Origin of the sequence: Cryptosporangium aurantiacum (assembly GCF_900143005.1) — a bacterium.
In the GTDB taxonomy this organism is placed as follows: Bacteria; Actinomycetota; Actinomycetes; order Mycobacteriales; family Cryptosporangiaceae; genus Cryptosporangium; species Cryptosporangium aurantiacum.
Map to the genome: position 1 here is coordinate 197,076 of NZ_FRCS01000006.1, position 12,711 is coordinate 209,786.

Below are 12,711 nucleotides of genomic sequence, written 5' to 3' on the forward strand. Positions count from 1 at the left end.
CGACTCTCATCCCCTAGGATCTCCTGGCCGGACCGAGATCCCGCGGTAGCCGGGAAAGCCGAGGAACGTGGAGAACGCGACCCTGCTCCCGTGGAGATACGAGCGCTTCTCGAACGCCAGCGGCACCCCGGCCGCGTCCCACATGATGCGCCGGTCGACTGCGGTCCACCGCTCTCCGGCCTTCCGCGGATTCATCTCCGCTGCGGCCTGATCGATCATCGCATCGGTCTCCGGGCTCTCGTACCGGGACAGGTTGTAGCCATTGCCCCCGATGGAGCGGGAGTGAAACAGCGGAGCGAGCGTCCCCCCGCCGGACGGGTAGTCGACTCGCCACCAGGCGACCGCAATGTCATAGCCGGGGTTGTCCTCGCTCTGCGAGGCCTTCATCGTCGCCACGTTGACGTATCTCACCGTCACGGTGATGCCCGCGCGTTGCAGGCCCCGCTGGAGCGCGTCGACCTGGGCGCGCCCTGACAGTTGGTACCTCCCGATCGTCGAGTCGTCCAACGCCCACAGCGTGAGCCGCAGCCCAGTCGCACGACCGGCTTGCACGAGTAGCCGCTTGGCCTGCGTCACGTCCCCGGAGCTGCCCGCGCGATAGGGGTCGATCTCTTCCCGCCCGGGAATGCCCGGCGGGTTCAGATTCGTCGCGGGCACCGCGACCTGGTCGCCACCCAGCGCCGTCCGGAACGCGCGCCGGTCGACCGCGTACTGAATCGCCCGCCGCACGGTGACGTCGGTGAGGGCGCCGCGCCGCGTGTTCAGCGCGAGCATCCAGAGGATCGGAACCGGATTGGTGACCAGGCGCGACGCGGCGTCGCGATCACGGTTGACCACCGCGAGCTCCCGAGGGCCCAGCGTCTCGCCGTTGAACGCGAACTTGGCGGCGCCCTCGTCGTCGATCAGCCGCCGGGTCATCGCGGCACGATCGCGGACCTCCTCAAAAACGATCTCGTCCGGTCCTGCGGTCCGCACCGGGTCGGTCTCCGCATTCCAGTGCCGGTTGCGGACCAGCCTCACCGGTCCGCCCGCGGGATTGGACCGCACCTGATACGGCCCGGTTGCGACCGGATTCCTTCCGTAGGCCCGCGGATCACCTTTTCCCTCGGGCACCGGAGCGAACGAACCCAGCCCGGCGATCCAGGGCCACTCGCTGGAGGCTCTGCGCAAATGGAAGATGATCGTCTTGGCATCGGGGGTTTCGACGGACGCAAGCGACTTCCCACCGCTCGGGCCGGTATAGGTGTCCCCGCCGATCAGCAGCCGTTTGTGGAAGTCGGACGAATCGACGAACTGCGGGTCGAAGGAACGCTCGACGGCGTACTTGATGTCGCGCGACGTGACCGGGCTACCGTCCTGGAAAGCGATCCGGTCTTTGAGCCGGTACGTCCAGGTCTTGCCGCCGTCCGTCGTGGTACCGGTGTTCGTGGCCAAATCGGGCACCACGGCCGGCGGCTTCCCGCGTTCGGAGACCCACGTGGTCAACCGCCGAAAGAGCCAGCCGTGCGAACCGGTCGGGTAGATGAAGCCGTTGGACGGTTCGAACAATCCGCTGACCGACCCGGCGTACATCGTCAAGGTTCCGCCGCCGGCACGCACGTTGTCCGCCGACACGCCGCCGACCCCGGCCACCGCACCGCCGGCGAGTCCAACCGTCACCGCGGCCGCGAAGGCGGCCACGCGCAGAGGCCTGTTCATCGGTCGCCACGCTCCTGTCCCGGAGATGTCACTCCCCCGCGTTCGCGCGCGGGTTTGCCCGGCCTCCAGCGAAGTGGACGACCGAGGCCAGGCGGTATCCGGGGAAACCTGTGTGGCACTCGCTCAACGCCCGCCGGATTCGGACGAGCGACCGACCTGACCGCCCTGCGCCCGCCCGGTGTTCTTCGCGCGTGGCGCGTACGCGAATAGGGGGATTCCCCTACCCGCCCGGCCGTCGGCGTTGCTGCACCACTCCACGAATCGCAGTCCGACCGCGTTATAGGGGTGAAGCCGGTCAGACGAGAGGGAGACTGTGCCGAGCAAACCCGACGCCGCGGCGTTCGACGGGTTCGTGGCCGACCACGGAGGCACGTTCCTACGGTTCGCCTACGTGCTGTGCGGCGACTACCACCTGGCGGAGGACCTGGTCCAGGAAGCGCTGGTGCGAGTGCACCCACGCTGGCCGAAGGTGCGACAGCAACAGCCCAGCGCCTACGTCCGAAAAACGATCCTGCGGCAGTACCTGTCGTGGCGTCGACGGCGTGCGTCAGCGGAGGTGCCTGACCTTCCCGACGCCGACGCGAACCAGGACCGCCGCCCCGACCACGCCGACAGGCTGGCCGATCGCGACGCCCTCCGGATCGCGCTCGCCGGTCTGCCCCCACGGCAACGAGCGGTGCTGGTGCTCCGCTTCTACGAAGACCTCGACGACGACGAGATAGCCGAGCTCATCGGCTGTTCGACGACGACCGTCCGGTCGCACGCCAGCCGAGGGCTGGCCCGTTTACGCGGCGACGCCCACGTCGTCCCCATCGCGTGAGGAGGAGCTCTATGAACGACCTCGAAACCGAGATGCGCTCTATTCTGTCGGACCTCGCCGACGAGGCTCCGCCCTCGACCGGCCTGGTCGACGCCGTCCACACCCGGGGACGCCGGAAGCGGCGCCGTCGGCTGACCGTGACCGCCGCCGCGGTAGCGGTAGCGGTGCTGGCCGCCGGCGCCGTCGTCGGCGCCGTCGGGCGCGGTGAGCCGGAGGCCACCCTGCAGGTCGCCGAGCCGCCGCCGAAGACCCATCGTGGATTACCGCCTGCACCGGTGCACCTCGGCACACTGCCGAGCGGTTTCAACAGTCCCAGGGTGACGATCTTCGACTCGGTCGGGTGGGAGATCTGGTCGACTCGCACGAAGCCGGACGCGCAGTTGTCCGTCGGGATCGAACCGACGAAGCCGAGCGGCGGCGGCTGGCCCGGCGTCGTGTCCAAGGACGTGACGTTCAACGGCCGGCCGGCGACCCTCATCACCGCGCCGGTGAATCAAGGCGATTCCCTGGCCACTCTGAGGTTCCAGCGCAAGTCCGATCAGTGGATCTCCGTCACGGTCTTCACCAAGCTCACCAGCGATCCCTTCAGTGTGGTCAGTGAGACCGAGCTCCGCGCCGTCGCCTCCGGCCTCACCGACGAGCCAACTCCCGTGGCGGAACTACTCCGGATCGGGTCGGTTCCCGATTCGCTGGAGGTCTGCGGGAGCCATGACGGGTCCGGCCAGGAATACGACACGTCGCAGATCGCTCTCTGCGACCCAAGTGTGAAAACGATGCCGATACAGCTCAACGGAACCCTGCCCGCCGTGCCGGACAACGCGGCCATCCAGCTGTACTGGCAGCACATCAACGGCAAAATATGGCGCGACCTGAAGAGCGGCACAAACCGGACGCCGTTTGAGGTGGACGGCCGCGAGGGAGAAATCGCCGAAGCCGGTATCGCGTCGCAACGCCGCTGGTACGGGTGGATTCGGCTGACAAACGGCGTCGTCGTGAACCTCGAGATGAGGCAACCGAACCTGTTCACACGGGACCAGGTCATCGAATTCCTTGGCAGCATCAGCCCCGGCGAAGCGCTCAAGTAGCCCGGCTGCGACTCACGGCCGGGATCTCCTCAGCACGGCGATCTCGGGCGACGGGTCGAAACCGTGCTCGACCAGCCAACGGACCGCTAGCAGGCTTCGCAACGACCACCACGCGCGGATCACGTCGAGGTCGACATCGGTGCCGTAACCGGCGATGACGTCCTCGACGTGCTCCTCGTGTCCGAGCGTCAAGCTGGCGAGGTCGTAGAGGGCGTCACCCGGACCTGCCTCGGACCAGTCGAGCACGCCGGTGACCTCGTGACGAGCCACGCGCATTCGGCGTCGAGCGGGGCGGCCCATTCGTCGCGGCTCCGGCCAGGCCACGGTGGCAGCGGTGCGTCGTGCAGCAACCGCGCGGCGGCGCCCGCCGCGGCCCACGCCGCCGCGGACGCGCTCGACGGCTCGCCGAGGCGGCCGAGAGCCGTCCCGGGGAGGGCGGCGAGCGCGAGCACGGGCGGCTTCCGCCACAGGACCGCCGGAGTGGGGATCGGCGCCCTCGCCATCGCCTCGACCTCGACGTCGGTGCGCGTCTGATCGGCGTCGATCTTCAGGAAGACGTCGCCGACCCGCAGGGTCGCCCGCTCCGAATGGGCGACGACGACCTCGAGCTCATCCATGTCGGCGCGCGCTGGACTCACGACCGCGGGATGGCCGCTGCCTGGCGATAGCGGTGGCAGAGCGGTCGATGGCCAACGTCCTCAGTCGGTTCGTGGGGCGCGGGTCATCATCCAGAATTCCGGCAGGCCGGGCGCGGTGACGTGGCCGGCGACGGTGAAGCCGAGCCGCTGGTAGAACGCGAGGTTCCGTTCGCTGAGCGTCTCCAGATAGCACAGGTGACCGGCCGCGTCGGCCTCCGCGAGGACCGGTGCGACGAGCCGAACGCCGACGCCTTGGCCCTGCACGGACGGGTCCACGCCGAGGATGAACAGATGCCAGTACGTGGTCCCGTGCACCGTCGCGGCCGACTTCTCGAACGCGGACGTCAGCCGGGTGAACCGGCCGAACGCGGACGGCCCCAGGCGGATCGGCGCCAGCGCGAGGCCCGAGCGCAGCAGCGCCCCCGGGCCGAGCGACGTCCGGCCGGGCGGCAACCAGATCACCGCCGCACGGCCCGCATCGGTGTCCACTCTGCCCTGCTGGTCACCCAGCCGGAGCGCGGCGCCGAAGAACCACGGCAGCACGCGCCGACGACGATCCGCGGACGGCGCGATGAACGTGAACATCGGATCATCGTGGAAGGCGCGGGCGAGCACCTGCGCCTCGGCTCTCTTCGACGACATGCGCTCATCATCTCCGCTGCGTCGTCCGCGCTCAGTAGCGCGCGTGGATCTGCGTCACCCGATGCCCAAGGACGCTCCCGGCCGCGGCGAGTTCCTCGTCGCTGAGTACCCAGGTGCTCCGGGCCCAGTTCCGGACGCTGACCGCGAAGCGCGCGAATCCGATGGGTGCCTCGAAGCGCAGCTCGGGCAGCGTGAGCGCGGCCCCGCAGCACGGGACCGTCACGTTCAGGTCGTCGAAGATCGGGTCGCCCACAAAGCCCGCGCCGTTCCGTTCCCGCAGCAGGTCCCAGAACCAGTCCAGCCCGATCGAGGCATCACATCGGGGGCAGAACACGTCCTCCATGTAGCTGCCGCCGTCGATCAGCGTGACGCGCTCGTGGAACACCGGCTTGACCTCGTCCGCGGAGTCGCCGGGACCGGCGAAGAGGCTCGCGATGTAGCGCGCTGCACCGGCGGCGGCCTCGGCCGAGGGTTGCCATCCCGGGTCCGTCGGTATCACCTGGATGTAGCGGGCGCTCATTTCACCTCTGGGTTACCTCGGCCACCCAGTAGATCTGCCTGTGGCCGCGCGCCTCGAGCGTCGCCGCGACTTCTTCGGCCTCCGCACGCGAGTCCTTCCGGACGACCTCGTACCGGTTGCCGTTGTCGTCCTGTCGCCAGACGACCCATCGCACGGACGGACCTTCGATGGACACGGGGACATGATGCCCGAACCGCCACGGCCGCGGCACCTGTTCCGCGGAGCGCCGCCGGGCACCTCATCCGCACGCCTCGGGGAGCCGCTCGCCCGGCGCGTAGGTGCGGGCCTCCTCCGCGGTCAGCGACCGGCCGGCGGACCGGCACACCGCCGCGTACGGATCGTCGGGCATCCCGATCTCCCACAGCCAAGCGGACGTATTGACGCTCACCAGCGTCCGGCCGTCGGGGCTGAGCGCCATCGTGTAGGCGGCTGGCCCCGGCTCACCCCGCTGGGACAGCGTGGTGGCGTGGAACAGCGCGTGCCCGGCGTCGTCAGTGGGCGCGACCAGCACCACCGCGGTGACCCACCACGTCCTGCCTCGCATCGGCCCTCCCGGGGGCTCCGCTGGGACCTGAAATGGTGGCCTATCGGGACAAGGGGGTCAGGACGCGAGGTGAGCCGTCGCGGCGACATCCGTCCGCCAGGGATGAGGCGGCGACCGCCGTCGGCGCGCGACGCTACGCGCGCACCTCAGCGCCACGAACCCGAACGGTCCGGATGCGGATGAGCACGAGGAGGACGGAAATGGCTTTCGACACCTTCATCGCCTACGTCGGGGTGTATCGCAAGGTCGAGGACGCCGAGGCGGACTACGACCTGGTGAAGGATCTGCACCACAAAGCGGGCTTGATCGACGCCTATGACGCCGCCGTGGTGGAACGACGCGCCAACGGCAAAACGAAGATCGTCAAGAAGCACGAGACCCCGACCCGCGTCGGCGGGGTGCTGGGCAGCGGCTTCGGCCTCGCCACCGGCCTGGTCGTCGCGCTGTTCCCGTTCGCCGCGATCGGCGGCGGCCTCCTCGCGGCCACCACCGCCGGGGGCGCCGCGCTGGGGGCGCTGGCCGGCCACGCCGCGGCCGGGATGAGTCGCAACGACCTCAAGGAACTCGGCGAACACCTGGACGCCGGAACCGCCGGGCTGGTGGTCATCGCCGTGTCCGACATGGCGTCGAAGGTCGAGCGCGAGATGCGCCGCGCCGAGAAGCTCGAGGCCAAACAGCTCAAGGCCGACACCGCCGAGATCGAGCAGGACGCGAAGGCCGCCGGCGCCGGGCAGGGTTAGCGCAGTGCCCGGCTGGCGACCGGAAGCTATCGCGGTGGCTGTTCTCGCGGCGCACAACGTCGTCGGCCACCGGCTGTTGTCGGCACCGGCCGACGCCGCGTCGAACCTGGCTTCGGCCGCCGGGCTCACCGCTTTCGCCCACCGGAGCGGGTGCAGCCGGGGCGATCTGGGCATCGACCGTGCGGACGTCCGCAGCGGGTTGCGGACGGGCCTCGGCGCGGCCGCGCTGGCGACCGGAATGGTCGCCGCGGCGGTCGCGTTGCCGGCCTTCCGCCGGTTCTTCGACGACGCCCGCGTCCGCGACGTCAGGCGCGCGGAGGCCGCGTACCACCTCGTGGTCCGGATCCCGCTGGCGACCGCGCTCGCCGAGGAGTTGCTGTTCCGCGGAGCGCTGCTCGCGCTGTTCCGGCGACGACGTTCGGACACGGCGGCGGTGGTGTGGACATCGCTGCTGTTCGGCGCCTGGCACGTGCTCCCGACGTTGGACCACTACGACGGCAACGCCGTGAGCGAGACGATCGCCGACCGTGCGCGGGGGCGGCGGCTCGCCGTGGCGGCCACCGGGTTGTCGACCACCGGCGCGGGCGTCGTCTTCGCCGTGTTGCGGCTGCGTTCGCGGAGCGTGCTGGCTCCGGTCCTGACGCACGCGGCGATCAACATCGCGTCCTATCTCGCGGCCCGAACCGTGACCCGGGCCCATGGCTTGACTGACGGGGGCCGGTGATGCGGCGATTCAACGGCAAGCTCGCCGAGGTGAGCTGGGCGGATGGTGCGCGACGCGTGGCGCGGTGGCTCAATCCGCTGGTGGCCTCGCCGGCGGCGCCGCTGGAGACCGTGGCGGCCTTGAACGGCTTGGGTCCTTCGCTCATGCCGCGGACATCGGCGCTCGCGGGTACGGCGATGGGGCTCAGCACGCTCGGGGCGCGGGTGTGCGCTCTGGCCGCCGAGCAGCTTACTCGAGCGGTGGCGCCGGACGACGCCGCGTTCGGCCGGCGGCTGGTGGCACGGGCCGTGATCGGCGCGACGGGGGCGGCGCTGGCGGGGCTGCCGCAGCGAGACGGTCAGCGGCTGTGGGTGGCGTCGCTGCGGTCGGCGGGGTGGCTGCTGGCGGCGGGGGCTGCTGGTGGCGCCGTCCACGACCTCGGCCGACGCGTCCAGGAGGTGTATCCGGCCAGCCGTGCGATCCGGCCGGTGGCCGTCAGCAGCGCCCTCACCGGTGGGCTGCTGTGGTGGGGTACCCGGCGGCTGCGAGCGCGGGAAGCTGCCGTGGCGCATTGGCCGGTCCCGCAGACCACTACCGTCCCGTCGACCGTCGCCAGTTTCCTGGCGGTGACGTCGGTGGCGACCGGCCTGTCCAGAGGATTCCTCTACACCCGTGGCGCGCTGGAGTCGTACTTCGGACCGGAGCCCTCCAAACGAGTCGTGGCCCGCTTGGTCAACGCCGGTCTGTGGACTGCGGGCGCGAGCGCGCTCTACAACGCCGGGGTCGCCTGGGTCGGCCGCGCCAACGAGAAGGTCGAACCGGCCTACGCGACGCCGCCGGGCACCGCGCTGGTGTCCGGCAGTCCCCCCAGCCTGCTGCCGTTCACGGACCTCGGCATGCAGGGCCGCCGCCACGTCACCGACGTGGTCACCCCGACGCTGATCCACGAGGTGATGGGAGAGGAGCCTGCGGCGCACCCGATCCGGGTCTACGTCGGATTCAACAGCGAGCCGCTGTACTCCAGCGGTCGGGCCGAACTGGCCCTGGCCGAGTTGGAGCGGACCGGCGCCTTCGACCGCTCCCACCTGTTGCTGATCTGCCCGACGGGCACCGGGTGGGTCGACCCGACGCTGGTCGAGGCCGCCGAGTTCCTGACCCGCGGCGACCTGGCCACCTGCAGCATCCAGTACGGCCGCTCCCCGTCGTTCGTGTCGATCCAGAAGCTGGCTCTCGGGCGGCATCAGTTCCGCCTGTTGCTGTGGGGAGTCAAACAGCGGCTGGCCGAACGCCCGCCGGAACGGCGTCCCCGGGTGCTGATCTTCGGCGAGAGCCTGGGGGCCTGGGCCAGCTCAGACGTGGTGATGTTCCAGGGTGTCGGCGGTCTCGACCACTACGGGATCGACCGCGCGCTATGGGTGGGCCTGCCGTGGCTGGCCAAGTGGTCCCGCAGCGGCATGATCCGCGGGAGCAGCACGCTGGTGCCGGCCGGAACCGTGGGCGTCTTCGACTGTCACCAGCAGCTCGCCGACCTGGACGACGAGCAGCGCGCCCGCTTGCGGGTGACGATCCTGTCCCACGACAACGATCCGATCGCCGTACTGGGATCCGACCTGCTGGTCGAGCGGCCCTGGTGGCTGGCCGACGGGCAGCGGGGCCGTGGCGTCCCCCAGCAGATGCACTGGCGGCCACTGGTGACGTTCGTGCAGACCGCGGTCGACGCGGCCAACGCGATGGTCTGCGTGCCCGGCGAGTTCGGCTCGTTCGGGCACGACTACCGCGCCGACATGGTCCGCTTCGTTCAGCACGCCTACCAGCTCCGCCCGAGCAGCGAGGAGCAGATCAGCCGGGTCGAACGAGCGCTGCGATCCCTCGACCTGGAACGCGCCCGGCGGATCGACGCCGCCCATCCGCATGCCGCCCCGCTCCCGCCGGTGCGCCGCGCCGCCGATCAGGACGCCCCCGACGGTGTGCCGCTCCGCGCACGCCGCACCCGCGGTGCCCAGTGGCTGGCCGGCCGACGACACGCCCCGGCCTGACGCCCCAGGTGCTGTCGGCGATCAGCGGCCGGACGTCAAGAACCCGACGACGTTGACGACCACGATGATCCCGCAAACGATGCCGAACGAGATCCAGCCGATCTTGATGCCGACCCGCGCGAGGCCGTCGCCGTCCTCCCCGGTCTCACGGATCTGCTTCCGCGCGACGTGGCCGAGTATCGCGCCGACGAAGCCGAACAGGCCCAAGCACATCGTGACCGACACGATCGAGGCGATCAGCGACGCGAGGGCCAGCTTGTTCTTCGGTCTCGGCGCGTAACCCGGAGGCGGATAGCCGGGTGGCGGGGCGTCGCTGGGGTGGCCCGGTGGGGGTTGGTAGGTCACCGCGACTGCATATCACAGCCTGCGGCGGCGTCATCGGGACAAGCCGGCTTTGATCGCGAGGATGGCGGCGCGCACACGATCGCGGCTGCCGGTCTTGGCCAGCACGTTGGCGACGTGAGTCTTGACCGTGCTCATCGACAGGTGGAGCTGCCGGGCGATCTCGTCGTTGTTGAGCCCCGACCCGATCAGGGTGAGCACGTCGGTCTCCCGGGCGGTCAGCCGGTACGGCGTCAGATCGACGCCGGTCGCCGGACCGGTCGAGCGGATCCGCTCCAGCACCGCCCCGGTGACCTCGGCGGAGAGGATCGCCTCGCCGGCCTCGACGGCGCGCACCGCGGCGATCAGGTCACGGGCACTGCAGCGCTTGAGCAGGAACCCGCGCGCGCCCGCGGCGATGGCGTCCAGCACGTACGTGTCGTCGTCGAAGGTGGTGACGATGATGACGTCGGGAGCGTGCGGGATGCCGGCCAGCTCGCGCGTGGCCGCCAAGCCGTCGAGGACCGGCATCCGGATGTCGACGAGGGCAAGGTCGATCCGGGAGTCACGGCGGACGGCGTCGAGGAGCTGCCGGCCGTCGGCGACCTCGGCGGCGACCTGAATGTCCGGCTGGGAGCGCAGGATCAGGCTGAAGCCGTCGCGAACCAGCTCCTGGTCGTCGGCGATCGCGACACGAATCATGATTTCGCCACCGGCAGGCTGACCTCCAGGAGCGTGCCACCCCCGGGCCGCTCGGTCTGTTGCCAGCTACCGCCGAGAGCGCCGACGCGTTCGGAGATGCCGAGCAGACCCGAGCCGCGTGCCGGTGCCTCGGGTGGGCCGACGCCGTCGTCGCTGATCCGCAGGCGGGCGTTGGCGCCGACGCGCACCAGTTCGACCCAGGCAGCGGTGGCGCCGGCGTGCCGGGCGACGTTCGTGAGGGCCTCTTGGGTGATGCGGTACGCGGCCAGCGCGCCGACCTCGTCCAGGCCCGGCTCGGCGTCCAGATGGACGTGCACCGTCACGCCTTGATGCCGTAGCGGCTGAGCGAGCAGTTCGTCGATGTCGGACAGGCGCGGCGGTTGGCTCACCGCGATTGCCGCGCTCGGGTCGCGCAGGTGCACGACCAGCGTGTCGAGGTCTCGCAGTGCGGTGCGGCCGCTGTCCGCGATCCGCTGCAGCGCGACTGCCGGGTCGGAGCTCAGCTGGCCGGCCTCGGCCTGGACGACCATCGCGGTGACGTGGTGGCCGACCACGTCGTGCAACTCACGGGCCAGGTTCGTGCGCTGTTCCAGCCACGCCGCCTGACCGCGCAGCTCGGCCGCTTCCCGGGAGACGGCGTAGCCCCGCGACCACGATCGCAACAGCGTCGCCGCGAGGTAGCCGACCACGACGAAGACGAACGGCTGCTCGTACAGTCCGCGCTGATGAACCATCGCGATGGCGAGCGCACCGGCGGCGCCGGCGAATCCGCCCACCCACCCCAGCCAGGGACGCCGGGCAGGGTCCCGGCCGGTCGACAGGAACACGAAGGCCGCCACCGCCGTGCCCAGCTGCACGGACTCGCCGGTGCTCACGAGGGCCACGAACGCGGCGCAGGCCGCGAAGATCAGCGCCTGGTAGCCGGGGAGCACGGCCACGGCCGCCACGCTGGCGGGTAACACGAGCCACAACCAGACTGTCGGTACCGACACTCCCCCGTCGACGGTCGAGATCACGGCCACGACGATCAGGCCGGCCGCCAGGTAGGCGACCGTGCGTACACGCTCAGGGGTGAGGACCACCCGTTCAGTCTCGGCGATCGGCGCGAGCGTCGACCAGGTACCGGGGTACCGGATCGCGCGGACCGATCGGCACCACAGCACGTTCCCTCCGCACGGCCCGGAGCACGACTGTTCAGAGCATGACTCTTGTCGACGCCCCGTCCCTCCTCCGGGTCGGTCCTCTCCTCACCGTTCCCAACGGCATCACGGTCGTCCGCACGCTGGCCGCCGTGGTTGCCGGTGTCGTCGCCGTCGTCTGCGCCTCGATGACGCTGCTCGTCGTGGCCTACGGCGTCTACTGGCTCGGCGACATGCTCGACGGCTGGGCCGCCCGCCGGCTCGACCAAGAGACCAGGGCGGGCGCTGTCCTCGACATCGTCAGCGACCGCGCGTGCACCGCCGTGCTCTGCGTGGGCCTGGTCGTCCTGGTGCCCAATACGGCGGTCGTCGCTTCGGTGTTCCTGCCCTCGTTCATGGTGCTGGACACCATGCTCTCGCTGGCGTTCCTGTGCTGGCCCGTGGTCAGCCCCAACTACTTCCACCTGGTCGATCGGCGCGTGTGGGCGCTGAACTGGTCGCCGGCGGCGAAGGCCCTCAACACCGCCGGGGTCATCGGCGCGGTCGCAGTCGGGCAGTACCAGTGGGCGCTGGTGCTGGCGCTCGCGGTGCTCGTGGTCAAGCTGTGGTCCGCCGTCGCGGTGGCCAGGCTGCTCGACCGGCCGTGACCGCTCTCCTCGAGGCGATGACGACGCTCGGCTACGGGCTCGCCTCGGCTCTCGTGCCGGTCGTGAACGCCGAGGCCTACGCTGTGCTCGCCGCGCACCACACCGGCCACACCGTCGTCCTCATCGTCGAGCTGGCGTTCGGGCAGACCGCAGGCAAACTGCTGCTGTTCGAAGCCGCGCGGCGCGGAACGGGGCGACTGAACCAGAGGCTCGCGCGGCGGGCCCGATCGGGCCGCGCGCGGGCCCGCGCCGCTCGATGGACCGAACCGCTACGGCGCTGGCTCTCCGGCCGCCGCACCGGCCTACCGACCGTGTTCGTCTCCGCTGCGGTCGGGGTTCCGCCGCTCGCCCTCGTGAGCCTCGCCGCAGGGCCCGCGGGCCTTCGCCGCTGGGAGTTCGCCACCGCGTGCTTCGTGGGACGGGTGATCCGATTCGCCGCCCTCGTCCTGCCCACAACTCTCGTCTGACGCCTGAGG

At 70.7% G+C, this 12,711-nt stretch carries 15 protein-coding genes and 1 pseudogene; 7 read left to right on the forward strand and 9 right to left on the reverse strand.

Annotation, left to right across the window (positions count from 1 at the left end; translation table 11 throughout):
* Window positions 1–6: 6 nt before the first annotated feature.
* The gene (locus BUB75_RS21350) at window positions 7–1,698 is read right to left on the reverse strand and encodes an ABC transporter substrate-binding protein (protein WP_073259475.1); all 1,692 of its coding nucleotides are present in this window, start codon (window positions 1,696–1,698) and stop codon (window positions 7–9) included.
* Window positions 1,699–2,011: 313 nt separating this feature from the next.
* Here BUB75_RS21350 and BUB75_RS21355 point away from each other — a divergent pair, with 313 nt between their 5' ends.
* Together BUB75_RS21355 and BUB75_RS21360 are read left to right on the forward strand one after the other, a co-directional pair.
* On the forward strand, window positions 2,012–2,518 hold the full coding sequence (locus tag BUB75_RS21355; protein ID WP_073259476.1) for a SigE family RNA polymerase sigma factor: 507 nt from the start codon (window positions 2,012–2,014) through the stop codon (window positions 2,516–2,518).
* A gap of 11 nt (window positions 2,519–2,529) precedes the next feature.
* Window positions 2,530–3,603: a hypothetical protein gene (locus BUB75_RS21360; RefSeq protein ID WP_073259478.1), complete on the forward strand. Its 1,074-nt coding sequence runs from the start codon at window positions 2,530–2,532 to the stop codon at window positions 3,601–3,603.
* Window positions 3,604–3,615: 12 nt separating this feature from the next.
* Here BUB75_RS21360 and BUB75_RS21365 read toward each other — a convergent pair.
* The 5 genes and pseudogenes from BUB75_RS21365 to BUB75_RS21380 form a co-directional block, all read right to left on the reverse strand.
* Window positions 3,616–4,220 (reverse strand): annotated as a pseudogene (locus BUB75_RS21365) (phosphotransferase).
* Between the two features lie 81 nt (window positions 4,221–4,301).
* The gene (locus tag BUB75_RS21370; RefSeq protein ID WP_073259480.1) at window positions 4,302–4,883 is read right to left on the reverse strand and encodes a GNAT family N-acetyltransferase; all 582 of its coding nucleotides are present in this window, start codon (window positions 4,881–4,883) and stop codon (window positions 4,302–4,304) included.
* Between the two features lie 31 nt (window positions 4,884–4,914).
* Window positions 4,915–5,403, reverse strand: a complete 489-nt coding sequence (locus BUB75_RS21375; protein WP_073259481.1) for a hypothetical protein — start codon at window positions 5,401–5,403, stop codon at window positions 4,915–4,917.
* A gap of 1 nt (window position 5,404) precedes the next feature.
* Window positions 5,405–5,578, reverse strand: a complete 174-nt coding sequence (locus tag BUB75_RS46390) for a hypothetical protein (RefSeq protein WP_178379946.1) — start codon at window positions 5,576–5,578, stop codon at window positions 5,405–5,407.
* A gap of 63 nt (window positions 5,579–5,641) precedes the next feature.
* Window positions 5,642–5,947: a hypothetical protein gene (locus BUB75_RS21380; protein WP_073259483.1), complete on the reverse strand. Its 306-nt coding sequence runs from the start codon at window positions 5,945–5,947 to the stop codon at window positions 5,642–5,644.
* Window positions 5,948–6,147: 200 nt separating this feature from the next.
* Here BUB75_RS21380 and BUB75_RS21385 point away from each other — a divergent pair, with 200 nt between their 5' ends.
* Genes BUB75_RS21385 through BUB75_RS21395 form a run of 3 tightly spaced genes read left to right on the forward strand, consistent with a single transcriptional unit; the run spans window position 6,148 to window position 9,426 of the window.
* Window positions 6,148–6,687 carry a DUF1269 domain-containing protein gene (locus tag BUB75_RS21385; protein ID WP_073259485.1) on the forward strand — a complete coding sequence of 180 codons (540 nt, stop codon included), beginning with the start codon at window positions 6,148–6,150 and terminating at the stop codon, window positions 6,685–6,687.
* Window positions 6,688–6,721: 34 nt separating this feature from the next.
* Entirely contained in the window at window positions 6,722–7,411 is a 690-nt protein-coding gene (locus tag BUB75_RS21390) for a CPBP family intramembrane glutamic endopeptidase (RefSeq protein ID WP_084741561.1), read from the forward strand.
* The gene (locus BUB75_RS21395; protein WP_073259487.1) at window positions 7,411–9,426 is read left to right on the forward strand and encodes an alpha/beta-hydrolase family protein; all 2,016 of its coding nucleotides are present in this window, start codon (window positions 7,411–7,413) and stop codon (window positions 9,424–9,426) included. The genes BUB75_RS21390 and BUB75_RS21395 overlap by 1 nt, the downstream gene beginning before the upstream one ends.
* A 21-nt stretch (window positions 9,427–9,447) precedes the next feature.
* Here the strand turns inward: BUB75_RS21395 and BUB75_RS21400 are convergent, their stop codons facing one another.
* From BUB75_RS21400 to BUB75_RS21410, 3 genes are read right to left on the reverse strand one after another with little or no spacing between them, the layout of a single operon-like run.
* Window positions 9,448–9,771 (reverse strand): DUF4190 domain-containing protein, encoded by a 324-nt coding sequence (locus tag BUB75_RS21400; protein ID WP_073259488.1) that lies wholly within the window; start codon window positions 9,769–9,771, stop codon window positions 9,448–9,450.
* Between the two features lie 30 nt (window positions 9,772–9,801).
* Window positions 9,802–10,449 carry a response regulator transcription factor gene (locus BUB75_RS21405; protein WP_073259489.1) on the reverse strand — a complete coding sequence of 216 codons (648 nt, stop codon included), beginning with the start codon at window positions 10,447–10,449 and terminating at the stop codon, window positions 9,802–9,804.
* Window positions 10,446–11,612 carry a sensor histidine kinase gene (locus tag BUB75_RS21410; protein WP_073259491.1) on the reverse strand — a complete coding sequence of 389 codons (1,167 nt, stop codon included), beginning with the start codon at window positions 11,610–11,612 and terminating at the stop codon, window positions 10,446–10,448. The genes BUB75_RS21405 and BUB75_RS21410 overlap by 4 nt, the downstream gene beginning before the upstream one ends.
* Window positions 11,613–11,650: 38 nt before the next feature.
* On the opposite strand from BUB75_RS21410, the gene BUB75_RS21415 reads away from it, so the two are divergent.
* Window positions 11,651–12,235, forward strand: coding sequence for a CDP-alcohol phosphatidyltransferase family protein (locus BUB75_RS21415; protein ID WP_073259493.1), 585 nt, complete (start codon window positions 11,651–11,653; stop codon window positions 12,233–12,235).
* Complete coding sequence (locus tag BUB75_RS21420) at window positions 12,232–12,702, forward strand: VTT domain-containing protein (RefSeq protein WP_073259495.1); 471 nt, start codon at window positions 12,232–12,234, stop codon at window positions 12,700–12,702. The genes BUB75_RS21415 and BUB75_RS21420 overlap by 4 nt, the downstream gene beginning before the upstream one ends.
* Window positions 12,703–12,711: the final 9 nt, after the last annotated feature.

Coding starts and splice junctions, on each gene's coding strand:
- BUB75_RS21350 (WP_073259475.1), bottom strand. CDS start 1,698: ATGAACAGGCCTCTGCGCGTGGCCGCCTTCGCGGCCGCGGTGACGGTT.
- BUB75_RS21360 (WP_073259478.1), top strand. CDS start 2,530: ATGAACGACCTCGAAACCGAGATGCGCTCTATTCTGTCGGACCTCGCC.
- BUB75_RS21370 (WP_073259480.1), bottom strand. CDS start 4,883: ATGTCGTCGAAGAGAGCCGAGGCGCAGGTGCTCGCCCGCGCCTTCCAC.
- BUB75_RS21375 (WP_073259481.1), bottom strand. CDS start 5,403: ATGAGCGCCCGCTACATCCAGGTGATACCGACGGACCCGGGATGGCAA.
- BUB75_RS21380 (WP_073259483.1), bottom strand. CDS start 5,947: ATGCGAGGCAGGACGTGGTGGGTCACCGCGGTGGTGCTGGTCGCGCCC.
- BUB75_RS21385 (WP_073259485.1), top strand. CDS start 6,148: ATGGCTTTCGACACCTTCATCGCCTACGTCGGGGTGTATCGCAAGGTC.
- BUB75_RS21395 (WP_073259487.1), top strand. CDS start 7,411: ATGCGGCGATTCAACGGCAAGCTCGCCGAGGTGAGCTGGGCGGATGGT.
- BUB75_RS21405 (WP_073259489.1), bottom strand. CDS start 10,449: ATGATTCGTGTCGCGATCGCCGACGACCAGGAGCTGGTTCGCGACGGC.
- BUB75_RS21415 (WP_073259493.1), top strand. CDS start 11,651: ATGACTCTTGTCGACGCCCCGTCCCTCCTCCGGGTCGGTCCTCTCCTC.